Origin of the sequence: Micromonospora inyonensis, from assembly GCF_900091415.1 — a bacterium.
GTDB lineage: Bacteria > Actinomycetota > Actinomycetes > Mycobacteriales > Micromonosporaceae > Micromonospora > Micromonospora inyonensis.
Map to the genome: position 1 here is coordinate 3022553 of NZ_FMHU01000002.1, position 19160 is coordinate 3041712.

A 19160-nucleotide genomic window follows, 5' to 3' on the forward strand; every position below is an offset into this window, starting at 1 on the left:
GGGTCATCCGGTCGCCGGGTGACCCGACCGGCCGTTGACCGGCGGATCGGCCGTGCCGGCCGGCCCGCCGCCGGACCGACCGCCACCGGGCGAACCGTCGCCGGTCAGTCGGCCGACCGCCGACAGCCGCCGGACCAGCAGGTCGTGCGGTACGGCGTGACTGGTCCGGCCGCCCACGCCGGTGGTGGTGACGGCGGTCAGCAACGAGTTGAGCAGCGCTTCCTCGACCGCGTCCAGCAGGTGCCCCAGCAGCGCGTCCGCGACCCGGAACACCGACAGTGTGGCGGTCAGGACGGTCGGTGACTCCAGCACGCCGAGTTCGTCGACCTGGGTGGAGCCGACGAGCTTGCCGTAGCCGTTGCCGCAGTAGACGGCGGCCGGCAGGGTCCAGCGCCCGGGACCGAGTTCAGCCGGTACGACCGCGGTGACGCCGGTGTGCACGTCCGCGCCGTCGTCGAGGGTGGTGTGTCCGACCCGGACCCCGGGGACGTCGGTGATCGCGTTGTGCCGCCCGGTGGGCAGGGCCCCCACCACGATCCGGAGGTCGCGGGCGCGTCGACTCGCCTGGTTCATGGTCCTCCCGTCGTCGGGCCGGTGGTCGGTTCGCTGGGGAGCGGACGGCCGTCCCGGTTGGCACCGGGAGCGGCTCCGGCGGGTCGTGAGCACGGTAAGCGCGAGCGCCACCTCGGCCGCGCCGACCGCATACATGATCGCCGTGAAGGTGTGTGCGGCACCACCCACTCGGCGGCCACGACCGGGCCGACCGTCACCGCCCACAGCGGTGCCGACGGCCGGACACACGGGCCCGCGACGGCAGTTTGTAGCCGCAGTCCGGGCACCCCGGCGACCGCCGTGATCGCGAGGGCGAACCACGAGCGCGTCCGGGTCGCCGGGGCTGAACTGGCGGGCCGAGGACGGGCACGAGGTACCCGGGCGTGGTGGCCGCCGCGCCCGCCACGGCCACCGCCGTGCCGGAGTTGCAGGGGCCCCTTCCTACCGTTTTCTGACGAGCAGGGGGCCCCTGCAACCACCCCAGGCGACGGCAGGCGACGGCCGGCGACGGCCGGCGACGGCCGGCGACGGCCGGCGACGGCAGTGGCCGGGACGCGTCCCGGGGCCTTCACGAGGCGTCGCCCAGTGTGGTCGGTCGATCATCTTTCCGTGTCCGAAACCCTGGGCGATGTCGTACCCGTCGATTAGAATGTATGTACTAATCTCGGCACTGACCTGGGAGGACGCCCCGTGTCCGCACCCCTCACCACCGCGCTTCCGCCGTACGCCACCCTGCTCGGCTTCACCCGCTACGTCGACCGCACCGGCCCGACCAAGGCCACCTTCGTCGGCGGGCTGCGCAGGCAACGGGCGAGCCGATCCGGGTTCAACCCGCACGGTCAGTTCGTCAAGGCACTCAAGGCCGACATCGCCTTCCACACCGGCGGCACCCACCTGGCCGGGGTGGCCGGGGTGGTCAAGCCCCGCTGGCGCCCGCTCTACCAGGCACTGACGCCGGGAGCGACGCGCTGGCTGCACTCCCTCGGCGAGCCGGGCCAGGTCGACCTGGCCCAGACCCGCGACGCGCTCGCGATGCTCGGCGACCTGCCGGTCAAGATCAACCCGCACTTCGGCGTACGGTACGCCGACGGCCGCGCCGAGGCGGTCCGGCTGCACTTCGACGAGGCCGCGCCGAGCCCGGAGGCCGCCCTCGCCACTCTGCACCTGATGCGCCGGCACATGGACGCCGTCCTGCCGCATGCCGAGCCGGTCCTGGTGGACGTCCGCCGGGGCGAGGCGCACCGAATGCCCGAGGGGGTCAAGCCCGAACAGATCGAGCAGTGGCTTGCCGGCGAGGCCGCCGCCTTCCGGGCCATCTGGTCCACCGCGGCCTGACCGACCCCGGGTCGGCTCGGGCAGACACCGCCCGAGGTCACGCGGGGGCTGCGACCGGGGCCATGGCTGCTGACCGGCGGCCCGGCTCACCTGGCAGCAGACCTGGCGACGACTGGTCACACGACGACGGGCCGGTCCCCTGGTGTGGGGGCCGGCCCGTCGTGGTGTGGGTGGGTGTTCGGTGTGGGTCAGGCGGAGTAGCCGCGGGTGGCGGTCCAGTCGGCGAGGGCCTCGGTGGTGATCCAGTAGGAGGCCTGGGCGGGGTTGGCGGAGTCGGCGATCTTGACGGTGTCGCCGTTGTCGCGGTAGCCGACGACGCTGATGTAGTGGCCGCCCTCGAAGGAGTGGGGGGTGCCGTCGGTGTCGGTGGCGGTGCCGGCGATGTTGGCGACGATGGCGCGGCCGTTGTCGATGGCGGTGACGATGTCCCGGCGCATCTGGTCGGTCTGCTTGTCGTCGGCGGTCGGGGTGGGCAGTTCGATGGTGCGGTAGGTGCCGCTGCTGGTCTTGGCGTTGAGGGCCTTGGTGATCAGGTGGGCGGAGTCGGTGCCGTTCTCGGTGGTGCCCATCTCCTTGGCCAGGTCGTCCTGGGAGAGGTTCCGGTCCATGGTGGACAGGGCGTTCCGGGCGGCGGCGGGGCCGCAGTAGTAGAAGTTCGGCTGCGCCTCGTAGCGCACGCGCAGTTCCCGCTCGCTACGGCCGTTCCCACGGTCGCCACGCTCGTCACGACGCTCGTCACGGCGGTCGTCACGACGGTCGTCACGACGCTCGTCGCGGCGGTCGTTGCGCTCGTCGCGGCGGTCGTCGTCGCGGTTGCCGCGGTCGTTGTCGCGGTCGGCGGTGACGGAGACGGCCGAGGTGGGTGTGGCCGCCGAGGCGGGATCGGCGAAGACGGTGGCGGGGCCGGCGAGGGCGCCCGCGGTCAGGGTGGCGCCGGCGATGGTCAGGGCGGCCTTACGGATCAGCGTGGTCATGGGGGTGTCCTGCCTTTCCGTTCGGGGGATGCGCGGCGCGGGGGCGCCACGGCGAGAGGGGAAGATCCGACCGCGTGCGGGCGCCCAGGAGGCACCCACGCGGGGGAGGTTCGAGTGTTCCGGGGAGGTTCACCGCGCGGGAGGTGTTCACCGCGCGGCACCGCGTCGGGTGGGGGGGGTTCCGTCGCGTGGCACGGGGGTGTCACGCGCAGGGCATACGGGAGGCGACCCGGGGCTCGGCCCTTGCGGGTGCGTCAGCCATGTACAACACCACCGGCCCGGCCCGCATTCCGGACGGAGGGGGCCCGACCCGGGGTGGGTTGGTGGTGCTCGGGGGTGAGCCATGTACAACGCCACCGGTCCGGTCCGCATTCCGGATGCGGTGGGCCCGGCCCCGGGGGCGAAGCGGTGGTGCTCGGGGGTGAGCCGGGTCCAACGCCACCGACCCCCACCCGATTCCCGGCGGCCGGCCCGCCGCCAGCCGCCACACCCGGACGATGATGAACGAACCGGGCATTGCGCCCACGACCGTACCGACCGGCGAATCCCGGATCAAGCCGACGCCGCTGCCGGCAGGTCGGCGAGGGGCAGCACTCGCGGATCCTCCATCGGCCCGACGACCACCCGGATCGCCGGGAAGTAGTCGAGCAGCACCCGCCGGCACCGCTCGCAGGGCGGCAGGATCTCCCGTCCCCGGTCCCCCACTGCCACGATCGTCTCGAGTTCCCCGGCGGCCTGGGTGACGGCCACGCCGACGGTGACCAGCTCGGCGCAGGTGTCGCCGATGTCGTGGAGCAGGTTCACCCCGGTGAGGACCCGCCCCTGGGGCGTCCTCGCCGCAGCGGCCACGGTGTGTCGGGCACTGCGGCAACGCAGCCGGGCGACCGCGCCGGCGGCCTGCACCAACGCCCGGTCGGTGTCCCGCAACGTCATCGCGTCCCCCCGTGCTCGATCGGCGATCAACTGTAGACCGGACCCACGGCGGTCGAGGGCCCCCTCCCGCTCCCACGATGGAGACCAGGCGGTGGTGGCCCGCGCCGCGGACTTCCTGCGGGACCTCGCCGCCGGATGGGACGGGCGACGGGTGCTGATCGTCGCCCACTCCGCGAGCCGGCGGGCGTCGGACCACCTGCTGCACGGCCGGGCCTTGGCCGAGCTGGTCGACGCGCCCTTCGACTGGCGGCCGGGGTGGTCGTACCGGTTGCCCGACGGGTGGGACGGCACCCGGCCTGGCCACTGCGCCCAGGTGCCCGGCCCGACCGGGCGGTTGGGGCCCGCAGCAGCCGGCCGGCGGTAACCCGGAAGCGGTCGGGCGGCAAGCTGCCTATCCTTGGCGACGACATGCAGAATCCTCCCGCCTCCGCCGCGCCCGACAGTGTCCGCGAGCCCGCCGCCGCCCACCGCGAGCTGCACCGCCGGGTCGCCGAGCTGATGTTCCGCGACCAGCGCCGCGTCCAACGCCGGTTGGACGGGGCACGCCGGCTGCGTGACCCAGCCCGCCGGGACGCCGCGCTGGCCGGGATCACCGCCGACGTGGCCGGTGCCGAGACGCGGCTGGCCGCCCGCCGGGCCGCCGTCCCGAGGATCACCTATCCGGTGGGCCTGCCGGTCAGCGAGCGCAAGGACGACATCGCCGCCGCGATCCGCGACCACCAGGTGGTGATCGTGGCCGGCGAGACCGGGTCGGGCAAGACCACCCAGCTGCCGAAGATCTGCCTGGAGCTGGGGCGGGGCGTGCAGGGGCTGATCGGGCACACCCAGCCCCGGCGGCTGGCCGCCCGTACGGTCGCCGACCGCATCGCCGAGGAGCTGGGCACCGAGCTGGGCGACGTGGTCGGCTACAAGGTGCGCTTCACCGACCAGGTCAGCGACCGTTCCCTGGTCAAGTTGATGACCGACGGCATCCTGCTCGCCGAACTCCAGAACGACCGGATGCTGCGCCAGTACGACACGTTGATCATCGACGAGGCGCACGAGCGCAGCCTGAACATCGACTTCATCCTCGGGTACCTGCGGCAGCTCCTCCCCCGCCGGCCCGACCTGAAGGTGATCATCACCTCGGCGACCATCGAGACCGACCGGTTCGCCCGGCACTTCGCCGCGCCGCCGGCCGAGGGCGAGACCGAGGGGAAACCCGCGCCGGTGGTGGAGGTCTCCGGGCGGACGTACCCGGTGGAGGTGCGCTACCGGCCGCTGGTCGAGGTCACCGAGGCCGAGGAGGACGAGGGCGACGAGGAGAACGTCCGCGACCAGATCCAGGCGATCGGCGACGCGGTCGAGGAACTGGCCGCCGAGGGGCCGGGCGACATCCTGGTCTTCCTCAGCGGCGAGCGGGAGATCCGGGACACCGCCGAGGCGCTGGGCAAACTGGTGGAGAGGAAACGGTCGCTGCTCGGCACCGAGATCCTGCCGCTGTACGCCCGGCTCTCCTCCGCCGAGCAGCACCGGGTCTTCGCCCCGCACACCGGACGTCGGGTGGTGCTCGCCACCAACGTCGCGGAGACCTCGCTGACCGTTCCCGGCATCAAGTACGTGGTGGACCCGGGCACCGCGCGGATCTCCCGCTACTCCAGCCGGCTCAAGGTGCAACGGCTGCCGATCGAGCCGGTCTCCCAGGCGTCGGCCAACCAGCGCAAGGGGCGGTGCGGGCGGACCTCCGACGGCATCTGCATCCGCCTCTACGACGAGCAGGACTTCCTCTCCCGTCCGGAGTTCACCGACCCGGAGATCCTCCGCACCAACCTGGCCTCGGTCATCCTCCAGATGACCGCGATCGGGCTCGGGGACATCGCCGCGTTCCCGTTCATCGACCCGCCGGACCGGCGCAACGTCACCGACGGCGTGAACCTGCTGCACGAGCTGGGCGCGCTCGACCTGACCCAGACCGACCCGGCGAAGCGGCTCACCCCGCTCGGGCGGCGGTTGGCCCAGCTCCCGGTGGACCCCCGGCTGGCCCGGATGGTGGTGGAGGGCGAACGCAACGGCTGCGCCACCGAGGTCGTCGTGATCGCCGCTGCGCTCTCCATCCAGGACCCGCGCGAACGGCCGGCGGAGAAGCAGGCCCAGGCCGACCAGGCGCACGCCCGCTTCACCGACAAGGAGTCCGACTTCGTCACCTTCCTGAATCTCTGGCGCTACCTGCGGGAGCAGCAGCGGGCGCTCTCCTCCAGCGCGTTCCGCCGGATGTGCAAGGCGGAGTACCTCAACTACCTGCGGGTACGCGAGTGGCAGGACATCGTCAGCCAGCTGCGCCAGGTGTTGCGTACCCCGGAACCGGGTGCGGGCGGACGCGGCCGGCGCGGGCCGGCGGCGGACGCGGCGGACGGCGGCCGGCGCGAGGCGGCGGAGACCGGCGGCGGACGGCGGGACCGGGGCGCGGACCTGCCGGAGGAGATCGACACCCCGAAGGTGCACCAGTCCCTGCTGGTCGGGCTGCTCTCCCACATCGGGCTGAAGGACTCGCAGAAGCACGAGTACCTCGGCGCGCGGGGCGCGAAGTTCGCCCTCTTCCCCGGATCGGCGCTGTTCCGTAAGCCGCCGCGCTGGGTGATGGCCGCCGAGTTGGTGGAGACCTCCCGGCTCTGGGGCCGGGTCGCCGGCCGGGTCGAGCCGGAGTGGGTCGAGCCCCTCGCCCAGCACCTGGTCAAGCGCAGCTACAGCGAGCCGCACTGGGAGAAGAAGCAGGCGGCGGTGCTCGCCTACGAAAAGGTGACCCTGTACGGCATCCCCCTGGTCACCGGCCGGAAGGTCAACTTCGGCCGGATCGATCCGGCGCTGAGCCGGGAGCTGTTCATCCGGCACGCGCTGGTCGAGGGCGACTGGTCCACCCACCACCGGTTCTACGCGGAGAACCAGCGGCTGCTCACCGACATCGAGGAGCTGGAGCACCGGGCCCGGCGCCGGGACATCCTGGTCGACGACGAGACCATCTTCGCCTTCTACGACCAGCGGATCCCCGCCGACGTGGTCTCCGGGCGGCACTTCGACGCGTGGTGGAAGAAGGTTCGACGGGAGCAGCCCGACCTGCTCACCTTCACCCGCGAGCTGCTGGTCAACGCCGGCCGGGGCGGGGTGGACGAGGCGGACTACCCCGACGAGTGGCACTCCGACGGGGTCACGCTGCCGCTGACCTACCGGTTCGAGCCGGGCACCCCGACCGACGGGGTGACCGTGGACATCCCGCTGCCGCTGCTCAACCAGGTGCCAGCGGAGACCTTCGACTGGCAGGTGCCGGGGCTGCGCGAGGAACTGGTGGTCGCGCTGATCCGCTCGCTGCCCAAGGTGATCCGGCGCAACTTCGTACCGGTGCCGGACTTCGCGCGCGCCGCCCTGGCGGCGATCACCCCGGGCGAGGAGCCGTTGCTGGACGCGCTGACCCGGGTGCTGCGCCGGATGACCGGGGTGACCGTGCCCCGCGACGCGTGGGACCTGGACAAGCTGCCGGCGCACCTGCGGGTCACCTTCCGGGTGCTCGACGAGGAGAACAAACCGGTCGCCGAGGGCAAGGACCTGCCGGCCCTGCAACGCCAGCTCAAGGCCGAGGTACGCCAGGTGGTCGCCGCCGCCGCGCCGGACGTGGCCCGTTCCGGGCTGCGCGAGTGGAGCATCGGGACGCTGCCACGCACCATCGAGCAGGTCCGGGCCGGGTACCGGGTCACCGCGTACCCGGCACTGGTCGACGAGGGCGAGACGGTCGGGGTGCGGGTCTTCGACTCCGAGGCCGAGCAGGTGGCGGCGATGTGGGCCGGGACCCGGCGGCTGCTGCGGCTGACCGTGGCCAACCCGGCGAAGTTCCTCCAGGGACGGCTGACCAACGAGGCGAAGCTGGCGCTGAGCCGCAACCCGCACGGCGGTGTGCAGGCGCTCATCGCCGACGCGACCGGGGCGGCGATCGACCGGCTGGTCGCCGACGCGGGCGGCCCGGCCTGGGACGCCGACGGCTTCGCCGCGCTGCGCGAGAAGGTCCGCGCCGACCTGGTGGACACCGTCGTCGAGGTGATGGACCGGGTCCGGAAGGTGCTCGCCGCCGCCCACGCGGTGCAGCAGCGGCTGACCCGCACCACCGACCTGACCCTGGTGGCCGCGCTGGCCGACATCAAGGCCCAGCTCGCCGGGCTGGTGCACGCCGGGTTCGTCACCGAGGCCGGGTACGCCCGCCTACCGGACCTGCTGCGCTACCTCACCGCGATCGAGCGGCGGCTGGACCGGTTGCCCGGCAACCCGCAACGGGACCGCCAGCAGCAGGACCGGATCGCGGTGGTGCAGAAGGAGTACCAGGACATGCTCGCCGCCCTGCCCCCGACCCGGCGGAACGAGGAGTCGGTCCGGCAGATCCGCTGGATGATCGAGGAGCTGCGGGTGAACGTCTTCGCGCAGGCGCTGGGAACCCCGTACCCGGTCTCGGAGCAACGGATCTACCGGGCGATGGACGCGGCCGAGGGACGCTGAGGCGGCCCTACAGCGGTTCGACACCGGGCGGCAGGTTCCCCTGGGCGGTGGCGGCCCGGATGTGGTCGAGCAGGATCCGGCGCAGCTCCCGGCCGGCGTGGGTGGGCACCGCGTCCCGCCGGCGGGCCACCACGATGGTCCGGCGCACGCCGGGCGGGGCGAGCGGGGTGACCCGGATGCGGGGCCGGCGGGCGACCACGATGCCCGGCACCAGGGCCACCCCGAGGCCGGCCTCGACGAAGCTGAGCACCGCGTCCATCTCGCCCCCCTCCACGGCGAAGGAGGGCTCGAAGCCGGCGGTCCGGCAGGCGTCCAGGGTGGCGTCGCGGATGTCGTAGCCCTGCCGGAACATGACCAGCGGCTGGTCGCGCAGGTCGGCGATGCGCAACTCGCCGCCGGTGGCGGCCGGGAGCGGTTCCAGCGAGGCGACCACCAGGCTCTCCCGCAGGATCGGCTCGGCGCGCAGCCCGGGCTCGTGGCCCTGGCCCGGCATGATGATCAGCGCCAGGTCGAGGTCGCCGCGGAGCAGGTCCCGGACCAGATCCTGTGAGCCGCCCTCCTCCACCCGCAGGTCGACGGTGGGATGCGCGTCGCGGAACCGACGCAGCACCGGCGGGGCGAGCGAGGTGACCAGGCTGGGCGTGGCCCCGAGACGGACCCGGCCCCGGCGCAGGCCGACCAGCTCCTGCACCTCACGCTGCGCGGTCTCCACGTCGGCGAGGATCCGCTTGGCGGACGGGAGCAGCACCTCCCCGGCGGCGGTGAGGGCGATGTTGCCCCGGATCCGCTCGAAGAGGCGGGTTCCGAGCGATGTCTCCAGGGCGTGAATTTGCTTACTCAACGATGGCTGGGTGATCCCGACGAGGTCGGCAGCTTGGGTGAAATGTCGTAGTTCAGCCACTGCCACGAAGTACCGGAGCTGATGGAACTGCATCTGCATAGCCTAAAGCTATACAGGGTGCGGGTTCGATGCATTGGACGACTGATCGCAGTTCCTCCTAGCGTCGATCGGGTGGTAGTCACGTCAACCCGGTCACCCGTCCGCTCCAACGTCGGCCTGAAGGCCGTCATGGCGGTGACGGGCATCGTCCTGGTGCTGTTCCTGGTCGCGCACATGCTCGGCAACCTGAAGGTCTTCGCCGGGCAGACCTCGTTCGACCACTACGCCCACTGGCTCCGCGAGATCGGCACGCCGGTCCTGCCCGGCGTCTGGTTCCTCTGGATCCTGCGCGTCGGTCTGCTCGTGGCGGTGCTGGCGCACATCGCGGCAGCCACCACGCTCGCCCGCCGCGCCCGCGCCGCCCGCCCGGTCCGCTACGCCCACCGCAAGAAGGTGCGGGGCAGCTACGCTGCCCGGACGATGCGCTGGGGCGGCGTGATCATCCTGCTCTTCGTGATCTACCACCTGCTCGACCTGACCACCGGGACGCTGAACCCGGTCGGCGACCCGAGCCGCCCGTACGCCAACGTGGTCGCCGACTTCGCCCCGTCCCGCTGGTACGTCACGCTCTTCTACACCCTGGCGGTCGTCTCCGTCGGGTTCCACCTGCGGCACGGCCTGTTCAGCGCGCTGCGCAGCCTCGGTCAGCAGACCCCGCACGGCGAGCGTCGGGCCCGGATGGTCGCCCTGCTCTTCTCCGTCGCCCTCTGCGCCGGCTACCTGGTGGTCCCGTTCGCCGTGCTCACCGGATTGGTGGACTGATCATGGATCTGTACCGTACGGGTGACCCGATCGCCGACACCACCGCTCCCGACGGGCCGGTCGAGAGCCGCTGGGAACGGCGGCGGTTCGAAGCCAAGCTGGTCAACCCGGCCAACCGGCGGAAGATGACGGTGATCGTGGTCGGCACCGGGCTGGCCGGCGGGTCCGCCGCCGCCACCCTCGCCGAGCAGGGCTACCGGGTGAAGAGCTACTGCTACCAGGACAGCCCGCGCCGGGCGCACTCGATCGCCGCCCAGGGCGGCATCAACGCCGCGAAGAACTACCGCAACGACGGCGACTCGGTGCACCGGCTCTTCTACGACACGGTCAAGGGCGGCGACTTCCGCTCCCGCGAGTCGAACGTGCACCGGCTGGCCGAGGTGTCGGTGAACATCATCGACCAGTGCGTCGCCCAGGGCGTGCCCTTCGCCCGCGAGTACGGCGGTCTGCTCGACACCCGGTCCTTCGGCGGCGCGCAGGTGCAGCGCACCTTCTACGCCCGGGGGCAGACCGGCCAGCAGCTGCTGCTCGGGGCGTACCAGGCCCTGGAGCGGCAGATCGGGCTGGGCACCGTGGAGATGAACGCCCGGCACGAGATGCTGGAGCTGATCGTCGTCGACGGCCGGGCCCGGGGCATCGTGGTCCGGGACCTGGTCACCGGCGAGATCACGTGCGAGTTCGCCGACGCGGTGGTGCTCGCCTCCGGCGGGTACGGCAACGTCTTCTACCTCTCGACCAACGCCAAGGGCTGCAACGTCACCGCCACCTGGCGGGCGCACCGCAGGGGCGCGTACTTCGCCAACCCCTGCTACACGCAGATCCACCCGACCTGCATCCCGGTCTCCGGCGACCACCAGTCGAAGCTGACCCTGATGAGCGAGTCGCTGCGCAACGACGGCCGGGTCTGGGTGCCGAAGGCCGAGGGCGACCAGCGCAGTCCGAGGGACATCCCCGAGGACGAGCGGGACTACTACCTCGAGCGGATCTACCCGTCCTTCGGCAACCTGGTCCCCCGGGACATCGCCTCCCGGGCCGCGAAGAAGGTCTGTGACGAGGGGCGGGGGGTCGGCCCCGGCGGACTCGGGGTCTACCTCGACTTCGCCGACGCCATCGCCCGGCTCGGCCGCAAGGCCATCGAGGCGAAGTACGGCAACCTCTTCGAGATGTACGAGCGGATCACCGGCGAGGACCCGTACCAGGTGCCGATGCGGATCTACCCGGCGGTGCACTACACGATGGGCGGGCTCTGGGTCGACTACGACCTCCAGTCGACCATCCCCGGGCTGTTCGTGATCGGTGAGGCGAACTTCTCCGACCACGGTGCGAACCGGCTCGGCGCGTCCGCCCTGATGCAGGGCCTCGCCGACGGGTACTTCGTACTGCCCAACACCATCGCCAACTACCTCGCCGCCGGCCCGTTCGCGCCGGTGACGGCGAGCCACCCGGCGGCGGTCGAGGCGCGGCGGGGCGTCGAGGACCGCCTCCAGCGGCTGCTGGCGGTGAACGGCGACCGGACCGTCGACTCGTTCCATCGCGAGCTGGGCCAGATCATGTGGGAGCACTGCGGCATGGAGCGCTCCGAGGCCGGGCTGCGCAAGGCGATCGACGAGATCCGGGCGCTGCGCGAGCAGTTCTGGCAGCGGGTCCGGGTGCCGGGCGACGGCGAGGGGCTCAACCAGTCGCTGGAGAAGGCCGGCCGGGTGGCCGACTTCTTCGAGCTGGCCGAGCTGATGTGCGTCGACGCCCTGCACCGGGAGGAGTCCTGCGGCGGCCACTTCCGGGCCGAGCACCAGACGCCGGACGGCGAGGCGCAGCGCGACGACGAGCGCTTCGCGTACGTGGCGGCCTGGGAGTTCACCGGCGGCGACCAGCCGCCGGTGCTGCACCGGGAAGACCTGACCTTCGAATACGTCCACCCCGCGCAGCGGAGCTACAAGTGAACCTGACCCTGCGCATCTGGCGGCAGTCCGGCCCGAGGGACAGGGGTCGGATGGTGACCTACCAGGTCGAGGACGTCTCCCCGGACATGTCGTTCCTGGAGATGCTCGACGTGCTCAACGAGCGGCTGACCCTCGCCGGTGAGGAGCCGGTCGCCTTCGACCACGACTGCCGCGAGGGCATCTGCGGCATGTGCGGTCTGATGATCAACGGCGACGCACACGGGCCGCAGCGCGGCACCACCGCCTGCCAGCTGCACATGCGGCAGTTCTCCGACGGGGACACCATCGACATCGAGCCGTGGCGGGCCCGCGCCTTCCCCGTGGTCAAGGACCTGGTGGTCGACCGGAGCGCCTTCGACACGATCATCGCGGCCGGCGGGTACGTGACCGCGCCGACCGGCAGCGCCCCCGAGGCGCACGCCACCCCGGTGCCGAAGGCCGACGCGGACGCCGCGTTCGAGGCGGCGGCCTGCATCGGCTGCGGCGCGTGCGTGGCCGCCTGCCCGAACGGCTCGGGGATGCTCTTCACCGCCGCCAAGGTCACCCAGCTCTCGCTGCTGCCGCAGGGCCAGCCCGAGCGGTACACCCGGGTGGTCGGCATGGTCGACGCGCACGACGAGGCCGGCTTCGGCGGCTGCACCAATGCCGGCGAGTGCACGGTGGTCTGCCCGAAGGGCATCCCGCTGAACACCATCGGCCGGCTCAACCGCGACTACCTGAAGGCGACCGCCAAGCGCGGCGACACCCGGGGCTCCTGACCCGAGAGCTCGCCCGGGACGGAGGGCGTGGCACCCTGCCACGCGCAGCAGGCCCCGGCCGACCGGCAGACCGATGACGACGTCGCGGAGCTGGATGACACGGCCCCGGACCTGGCTGCCCAGACCACCTGGTGCGAGGGGTCGCTGGTCCCGCTTCCGGTCTCCGGGACGACAGCCGGAGTGGCCGTCCCCGGCACGGTGGTCGCTGACGGTTCCCCCGGCTCCGGAGACGACTCAGGGTCGTGCGCCTCCCGCCCCCGGGTCGCCCCGCGGGATCGGATGAGCCCCAGCAGGAGAGCGGAGCCTTGGAAATTCCAGGGGCGATCGAGAACTTGTGGTGAACTCGGGCAACGGTCATGTCGCGGGTTTATGCGGAGTAAACAACGGTAATTTTCACGCAGGGCCGGAAATAGCCACACCAGAATCCCCGGCGGCATCGCATCCGACCCGGCCCGCCGCCCCCGCAGATCCAATTGGACGTCCCGACCACCCTGGTTGCCGCCGCCCTCGGGCAGCCGGCACCTTGTGCACCTTTGGCCAGCTTTGCGGTTGATCGACAATGCGTGCGTCCTCCCTTCCGACACCCGTTCCGACCGGGCGCCACGATCGATCAACGGAGCACCCCTCGTTCTAAAATATTTAATGGCGAGAATCGATAGGACGCCATTCCTGTGCGTGTTAACGTCTGTCCCGCACCTCTCCCGGAAGGCGGTGACCCGACGCTTCGGGCACACCCGGTGAGTCGTGCGGCAACCCCTCCACCCGGCGGCGATCCCGGTGACCCCGTTCCGGTTTCCGCGCCGCTTGCGAACGTGTCGGAAGGAAGACAGATGCGTCGGCTCCAACCACCAGGTCGACTACTGACCGTCCTCGTCGCCCTGGGTCTCGTGACCACCTCGGCCGTCCCGGCCGCCGCCGAGGTCGACGCCGGGGGCACGCGGCCCCCGGAGAGCGTACGGCTGCTGGCCAAGGCCACCGCCGACGAGTGCTTCGCCGGGATCGGCGTCGACTACCCGGCCGGACCGCCCTGCGCGGTGGGCCAGGAGAAGGTCAACCAGTCGTACGTCTGGGGTCTGGCCAAGGCCGGACGCAAGCTCTGGTTCGGCACCGGGGCAAACGTCCTCTGCCTCAAGCCGGAGGGCTACCAGGCCGGCGATCCGGTCCTGAACGACGACTTCACCTGCGAGTACGCCAGCAGCCAGCCGGCCCGGCAGAACCCCGACCTGCCGCCCAACATCGGTGACCACCGGCCGCCGGAGGTCTACACCTACGACCTGGCGAACGAACGGCTCAGCGAGCGGACCGCCGACATCACCGGCGCGTCGGCGGCGGACGCGGCCCTGCTGCGCTCGACGGCTGGGCTGCGCAGCGGCGCCGCCCACCAGGGTGTGGTGATGCTCGGCGGCCCCAGCATCGTCGGAGGCATCAACCTGTTCGCCTTCGACGCCCTCACCGGCCACTACCTCGGCTCGACCAACCTCTCCGACTACGAGAACATCCGGCACTTCACCGTCGCCGACGGGGCGCTCTACGCGGGTGTCGGGATGGGCACCAACGGCGGTGACGCCGGTCGGGTCCTGCGCTGGACGGGTGACCGGACCGACCCGTTCGCCTTCGCCGTCGTGGGCGACCTGCCGACCCAGGCCGCCGACATCGCTGCGCACAAGGGTCGGCTCTATGTCTCCACCTGGCCGAAGGCGGTCGTGGAAGGTTCCGCCACCGGCCCAGAGGCCACCAACAACACCGCCGACCTGGCCAGCATCTGGATGAGCCCGCCGCTGGCCGACGGGGAGCCGGGTCTCACCCCGGCCGACGCCGCCGGCTGGACGCAGGTCTGGTCGCCGGCCGAATACGAGCCGGACCCGGTGGTCCGGCGGGCGTACGCGCTCGGGGGTCTCGCCTCCTACGGCGGGTACCTCTACTGGGGCAGCATGCACGTCCCGCTCCAGGCCACCACGCTGCACATCAAGGTCTACCCGCCGAAGAGCCAGGAGCAGCTCCAGGCCACCATCAAGAACACCCAGCGGGCGTTCGTCGTCCTCCGGGGCAAGGACTTCGGCGGTGCCGACGAGAAGGTGGAGACGCTCTACGGTGAGTCCGAGCTCCCCAAGTTCGACCCGAAGGCGAACAACGGGGTCGGCGCCTGGTCGACCGTCCCGACCGGCGTGACCCCGGTGCACGGCGCATCCGGTTTCGGTGATCCGTACAACCTGTACGCCTGGAAGATGATGGTGGCCGGCGGGCGGCTGTACATCGGCACCATGGACTTCGCCTACATCGCCCTGGAGGGCGAGATGCCGGCGGAGCCGGAGCCCGGATACGACGCGCCCACCTTCGGCTCGGACCTGTGGTCGTTCGACGCGCCGGGTCGGCCGGCCCGCGCGGTCGACAAGACCGGCTTCGGCAACCCGCTCAACCAGGGCGTACGGACCATGGTCGCGGACGGGTCCACGCTGTACATCGGCATGGCGAACCCGATGAACCTGCGCACCGACCCGAGCACCCACCTGGGCGGTTGGGAACTGCACAAGCTGACCCGACGCTGACCCGACGCCACGCGGCGCCCGACGACCGGTGGGGACACCGGCCGTCGGGCGCCGCCCGCGTCCCGTGGATCCGACGGTGGGCGTCGGGCCTGGGTGGTTGCAGGGGACCCTTCCTCGACAGAAAGCGGTAGGAAGGGGCCCCTGCAACCACCACCGGCAGCGCGGGCCGGCAGCGCGGGCCGGCAGCGCGGGCCGGCAGCGCGGGCCGGCAGCGCGGGGTACACCGTCAGGGCGCCGCCAGGGCCTCGGTGGGCGAGAGCCGGCTGGCCCGGATCGCCGGGTAGAGCCCGGCCACCGCACCGATGACGATCGTCGCGCCGATGCCACCGGCCATCACCCACAGCGGCACCACCGTCGGCCAGCCCTGCGAGAGGGCGTAACCGGCGGTGACGAGGACCCCCAGCAGCACCCCGCCCAGCCCGCCGAGGGCGGACAGCAGCAGGGACTCGGCGAGGAACTGGGTGCGGACCTGCCCCCGGGTGGCTCCGAGCGCGCGGCGCAACCCGATCTCCGCTCGCCGCTCGAGCACCGAGATGACCATGGTGTTGGCCACCCCGACGCCGCCCACCAGCAGGGCCACCGCCCCCAGGCCCAGCAGCAGACCAGTGAACGCCTCGTCGGTGGCCTGCCGGGCGGCGAGCGCGTCCGAGGGCCGGGACACCTGGATCTCGTTGGCCTGTTCCGGGTTGGCGGTCGCCGCCAGCACCCCGCGTACCGCCTCGACGTGCTCCTCGGCCGAGCGGGTGTAGATCCGGGTCGGGTGCCCGTCCAGCCCGAGGTAGGTGGTGGCGGCCGGCCAGCCGACCAGCGCCGCCGAGTCGAGTTCCGGGGCGAGCGGCACCGGCCGGAGGATCCCGATCACGATGAACCACCGGCCGTCGATGTAGACCTGGATGTCCGGCCCGGCCGCGCCGAGCCCGAGCCGCTCGGCGGCGACCGCGCCGAGCACGGTGGCCGGGTACCGGGCGGTGGCGTCGTTGAGCCAGGTGCCGTGGGCGACCGTGCCACCGACCGTGTCCAGGACGTCCAGGGTGACCGCCTGGGTCCCCAGGCCGCCGGTCTGCGCGGCCGGAATCCGGTCCGACCGGTAGACCGGTGTGTCGGCGAGCTGGGCGACCGCGGCGACCTGCTGCACCGGCCCGATCCGGGAGATCATCGCCACCGACTCGGTCGGCAGTTGGGCGTCCGCCCCGAAGAGGGTGCTGCCCGGCGCGACGGTGAGCAGGTTGGTGCCCAGGGCCGCCAGGGTCCGGTCCAGGTCGGCCCGGGACGACGAGGAGATCCCGACGACGCTGATCATCGCCGCGATGCCGATGGCGATGCCCAGCGCGGAGAGGAAGGCCCGCAGCGGACGGGTGCGCAGACCCACCCCGCCGACACGCAGCACGTCGCGCGGGTGCATCCGGGCGGGTCGCAGCCGTTCCGGACGGTCGGCACCCGGCGGCCGGGTCGTCGTCGCGGTCACCGGAGCACCCCCAGCGGGACGCCCTCGGAGACGATCCGCCCGTCGCGCATCCGCACTTGGCGGGGCAGGATCGCCGCGATCTCCCGGTCGTGGGTGATCACCACGACCGTGGTGCCGGCCGCGTGCAGCCCGTGCAGCAGCTCCATCACCCCGGCTCCGGAGGTGGAGTCCAGGTTGCCGGTGGGCTCGTCGGCCAGGAGCAACGGCGGTTCGCCGACCACGGCCCGGGCGATCGCCGCCCGCTGCCGTTCGCCGCCGGACAGTTGGTGCGGACGGTGGTCGAGGCGGTGGCCCAGTCCGACCCGGCGCAGGGCGACCTCCGCGCGCCGGTGCCGCTCCCGCCGGGGTACGCCCGCGTAGAGCAGGCCGTCGGCGACGTTCTCCACCAGCGGTACGCCCACCGCGAGGTGGAACTGCTGGAACACGAAACCGATCCGGCTGGCCCGCAAGGCGGACAGTTCCCGGTCGGTCAGCCGCGACGTGTCGTACCCGTCGACGAGCACGGTGCCCGAGGTGGGCCGGTCCAGGGTGCCGATGACGTTGAGCATCGTGGACTTGCCGGATCCGGAGGGGCCCACGATGGCCACCAGTTCGCCCCGACCGATGGTCAGGTCGACCCGGTCGAGGGCGGCTACGGTGTCGCCGTACCGCCTGGTCACGTCCCGCAACTGCACGACGGGGCCGGCGGCGGCGCGGATCGGTTCAGTCACCGGGCATCCCCACCGTCAGCCCCTCGACGACCCCGTCGCCGGAGACCTCGACCCGGCCGGCGGCGAACAGGCCGGTCTTCACCGCGATGATCCGGGTACCCGTGTCGTCGGCCACCTGGAGGCCGTAGCCGCCCTCGGCGAGGGCGAGCAGCGCGGCGACCGGCACGGTGAGCACGTCCGCCCGCTGGGCCGCCACGAACCCGACGTCGACCGCCGCCTGCTCGAAGCCGGTCAGGGCGGCCGGGTCGTCCCCGGTCACCGAGACCTCGACCTTCGTCTCGGTGACCGGATCCTGTCCGGCCGCCCCCGCCGAGGTCTGCACGACCGTCTCGACGGCGCCGACCCGGCCGGTGGTGCGCCGGCCGTCCGGCAACGTGATGGTCACCTCCGCGCCCTTGCGGGCCAGCCGCTGGTCGTCGACGTCCAGTGTGCAGGTGACCAACCGGGTGGTGCCGGTCGTGGAGAGCACCGCCCGGCCCGGGGTGACCGCGTCCCCCACCTCGGCACCCTGGCTCGCCACCCGGACCGTACCGGCGGCGTAGACGATCCGGCCCGGCTCGACCTGCCCGGTCTCGGGCACCCCCAGGTCCTCCTGCCAGCGGCGGACCGCGTCGGCCGTGGCGGAGGTGTAGTCCTCGTCGACGGTGAAGCCGGTGTAGCCCAGGTCGGTGAGGTTCTGCTCGAACTGCCGGACGTCCCGGCCGCTGACCCCGGACCGCAGGACCCGGTACGCCGGCAGGCTGCCGTGCAGCAGCACCACCGGCTCGTCGTCGACCCGGTACAGGGCCTTGCCCCGGGCGACCGTGGTCCCGGTGGCTGCCAGCCAGGTCAGCGTGCCGCTGTAGCGGGTGTCCAGGGCGCGCGGGGTGCCGTACCCCAGCTCGCCGGTCTTGGTCTCCCGGTCGACGAGGGTCTGCCGCGCGACGGCGGTGGTGGTCGGCGGGAGCGGGGCGGCCCCGGCCGACTCCCCGGCGCCGCCGTCGGAGGACACACCGACCGCGACCGCGCCGCCGGCCAGCACGACGGCCGCCCCGGCGGCCAGCACGGTGACCGGCCGCCACCGACGTCGGCGGTGCGGCGCCTCCGTCGTGCCGTCGCCACCGCCCACCGGGGTGACCCCGATGTCGGTGCCCATCGGCGCGCTCACGGCGTCCCCAGACGGTTGTCGAGGTTGGGCACCACCTCGCGGCACTTGTCGAACGCCGCCCGGACCGCCGGGTCCTGCCGGTCGATGTCGGCCTTGCCGGGCTGGATCCGGCCGTCGGCGTCCGGGTCGGGGAAGTTCGGCACGCCGTTCTCCCGCATACAGCGGGCCAGCTTGCGGACCTGTTCGACCTGGTCGGCGTTGAGCTGCCGGGGTTGTCCGCCGTTCGGGGCGTACTCCCGGCACGCCTGGAGCGCCGCCTGGACCTTCGTGCGGTCCACGTTGGAACCCGGTTTGAAGCGCGGGCCGTTCTGGCCCGGCTCCGGATCCGCCACGTCCAGCCCCTGCTCGCGCAGGCATCTGGTGAACCTGATCCGGCGCTCCTCGTCGCTCAACGCGACGGCGGTGAGCGTCGGCCGCGCACCGCCACCACCGGCGTTGGCCACCCCCTCGTCGTCCCGGTCGCCCCCGCTGCAGCCGGCCAGACCGAAGGCCGCCGCGAGGGGCAGGGCGAGCAGTACGCCCGTCAGCCGTCTCCGCATCGTCTCGTGCTCCTCTCTCCTCCGCCGGTGAAACCGGCGTCCAC

Annotated in this window: 14 protein-coding genes and 1 pseudogene; 7 read left to right on the forward strand and 8 right to left on the reverse strand. The window is 72.5% G+C overall.

From position 1 onward, the window contains the following. Positions 1-3: 3 nt before the first annotated feature. Positions 4-573, reverse strand: a complete 570-nt coding sequence (locus GA0074694_RS33430; RefSeq protein ID WP_245714944.1) for a P1 family peptidase — start codon at positions 571-573, stop codon at positions 4-6. 669 nt (positions 574-1242) lie between these two features. Here GA0074694_RS33430 and GA0074694_RS27810 point away from each other — a divergent pair. Beyond that, positions 1243-1887, forward strand: coding sequence for a hypothetical protein (locus tag GA0074694_RS27810; RefSeq protein ID WP_091462909.1), 645 nt, complete (start codon positions 1243-1245; stop codon positions 1885-1887). A gap of 188 nt (positions 1888-2075) precedes the next feature. Here the strand turns inward: GA0074694_RS27810 and GA0074694_RS27815 are convergent. Both GA0074694_RS27815 and GA0074694_RS27820 read right to left on the reverse strand, forming a co-directional pair. Continuing rightward, positions 2076-2770, reverse strand: a pseudogene (locus GA0074694_RS27815) (C39 family peptidase). 643 nt (positions 2771-3413) lie between these two features. Then, positions 3414-3794: a cytidine/deoxycytidylate deaminase family protein gene (locus GA0074694_RS27820; RefSeq protein ID WP_091462911.1), complete on the reverse strand. Its 381-nt coding sequence runs from the start codon at positions 3792-3794 to the stop codon at positions 3414-3416. Positions 3795-3885: 91 nt separating this feature from the next. Here GA0074694_RS27820 and GA0074694_RS27825 point away from each other — a divergent pair, with 91 nt between their 5' ends. Both GA0074694_RS27825 and hrpA read left to right on the forward strand, forming a co-directional pair. After that, positions 3886-4158, forward strand: coding sequence for a hypothetical protein (locus GA0074694_RS27825; protein WP_091462912.1), 273 nt, complete (start codon positions 3886-3888; stop codon positions 4156-4158). Positions 4159-4202: 44 nt separating this feature from the next. Further along, positions 4203-8309, forward strand: a complete 4107-nt coding sequence (hrpA, locus tag GA0074694_RS27830; protein ID WP_091462913.1) for an ATP-dependent RNA helicase HrpA — start codon at positions 4203-4205, stop codon at positions 8307-8309. A 7-nt stretch (positions 8310-8316) separates the two neighbouring features. Here hrpA and GA0074694_RS27835 read toward each other — a convergent pair whose 3' ends face one another. After that, positions 8317-9249, reverse strand: a complete 933-nt coding sequence (locus GA0074694_RS27835) for a LysR family transcriptional regulator (protein WP_091462914.1) — start codon at positions 9247-9249, stop codon at positions 8317-8319. A gap of 72 nt (positions 9250-9321) precedes the next feature. On the opposite strand from GA0074694_RS27835, the gene GA0074694_RS27840 reads away from it, so the two are divergent. From GA0074694_RS27840 to GA0074694_RS27855, 4 genes are all read left to right on the forward strand, one after another. Beyond that, on the forward strand, positions 9322-10011 hold the full coding sequence (locus GA0074694_RS27840; protein ID WP_281190357.1) for a succinate dehydrogenase cytochrome b subunit: 690 nt from the start codon (positions 9322-9324) through the stop codon (positions 10009-10011). Between the two features lie 2 nt (positions 10012-10013). Continuing rightward, positions 10014-11951, forward strand: coding sequence for a fumarate reductase/succinate dehydrogenase flavoprotein subunit (locus GA0074694_RS27845; RefSeq protein WP_091462916.1), 1938 nt, complete (start codon positions 10014-10016; stop codon positions 11949-11951). Then, positions 11948-12709, forward strand: a complete 762-nt coding sequence (locus GA0074694_RS27850) for a succinate dehydrogenase/fumarate reductase iron-sulfur subunit (protein WP_091462917.1) — start codon at positions 11948-11950, stop codon at positions 12707-12709. The genes GA0074694_RS27845 and GA0074694_RS27850 overlap by 4 nt, the downstream gene beginning before the upstream one ends. Before the next feature lie 830 nt (positions 12710-13539). After that, on the forward strand, positions 13540-15255 hold the full coding sequence (locus GA0074694_RS27855; protein WP_091462918.1) for a hypothetical protein: 1716 nt from the start codon (positions 13540-13542) through the stop codon (positions 15253-15255). A gap of 226 nt (positions 15256-15481) precedes the next feature. Here GA0074694_RS27855 and GA0074694_RS27860 read toward each other — a convergent pair whose 3' ends face one another. From GA0074694_RS27860 to GA0074694_RS27875, 4 genes are read right to left on the reverse strand one after another with little or no spacing between them, the layout of a single operon-like run. After that, on the reverse strand, positions 15482-16657 hold the full coding sequence (locus GA0074694_RS27860; protein WP_091464155.1) for an ABC transporter permease: 1176 nt from the start codon (positions 16655-16657) through the stop codon (positions 15482-15484). A gap of 59 nt (positions 16658-16716) precedes the next feature. Beyond that, positions 16717-17430, reverse strand: a complete 714-nt coding sequence (locus tag GA0074694_RS27865; protein ID WP_245714945.1) for an ABC transporter ATP-binding protein — start codon at positions 17428-17430, stop codon at positions 16717-16719. Further along, positions 17423-18577 carry a peptidoglycan-binding protein gene (locus tag GA0074694_RS27870; RefSeq protein WP_245714946.1) on the reverse strand — a complete coding sequence of 385 codons (1155 nt, stop codon included), beginning with the start codon at positions 18575-18577 and terminating at the stop codon, positions 17423-17425. The genes GA0074694_RS27865 and GA0074694_RS27870 overlap by 8 nt, the downstream gene beginning before the upstream one ends. After that, positions 18574-19116, reverse strand: coding sequence for a hypothetical protein (locus GA0074694_RS27875; protein WP_091462919.1), 543 nt, complete (start codon positions 19114-19116; stop codon positions 18574-18576). The genes GA0074694_RS27870 and GA0074694_RS27875 overlap by 4 nt, the downstream gene beginning before the upstream one ends. Positions 19117-19160 lie beyond the last annotated feature (44 nt).

Coding starts and splice junctions, on each gene's coding strand:
- GA0074694_RS33430 (WP_245714944.1), bottom strand. CDS start 573: ATGAACCAGGCGAGTCGACGCGCCCGCGACCTCCGGATCGTGGTGGGG.
- GA0074694_RS27875 (WP_091462919.1), bottom strand. CDS start 19,116: ATGCGGAGACGGCTGACGGGCGTACTGCTCGCCCTGCCCCTCGCGGCG.
- GA0074694_RS27820 (WP_091462911.1), bottom strand. CDS start 3,794: ATGACGTTGCGGGACACCGACCGGGCGTTGGTGCAGGCCGCCGGCGCG.
- GA0074694_RS27860 (WP_091464155.1), bottom strand. CDS start 16,657: ATGCACCCGCGCGACGTGCTGCGTGTCGGCGGGGTGGGTCTGCGCACC.
- GA0074694_RS27845 (WP_091462916.1), top strand. CDS start 10,014: ATGGATCTGTACCGTACGGGTGACCCGATCGCCGACACCACCGCTCCC.
- GA0074694_RS27855 (WP_091462918.1), top strand. CDS start 13,540: ATGCGTCGGCTCCAACCACCAGGTCGACTACTGACCGTCCTCGTCGCC.
- hrpA (WP_091462913.1), top strand. CDS start 4,203: ATGCAGAATCCTCCCGCCTCCGCCGCGCCCGACAGTGTCCGCGAGCCC.
- GA0074694_RS27835 (WP_091462914.1), bottom strand. CDS start 9,249: ATGCAGATGCAGTTCCATCAGCTCCGGTACTTCGTGGCAGTGGCTGAA.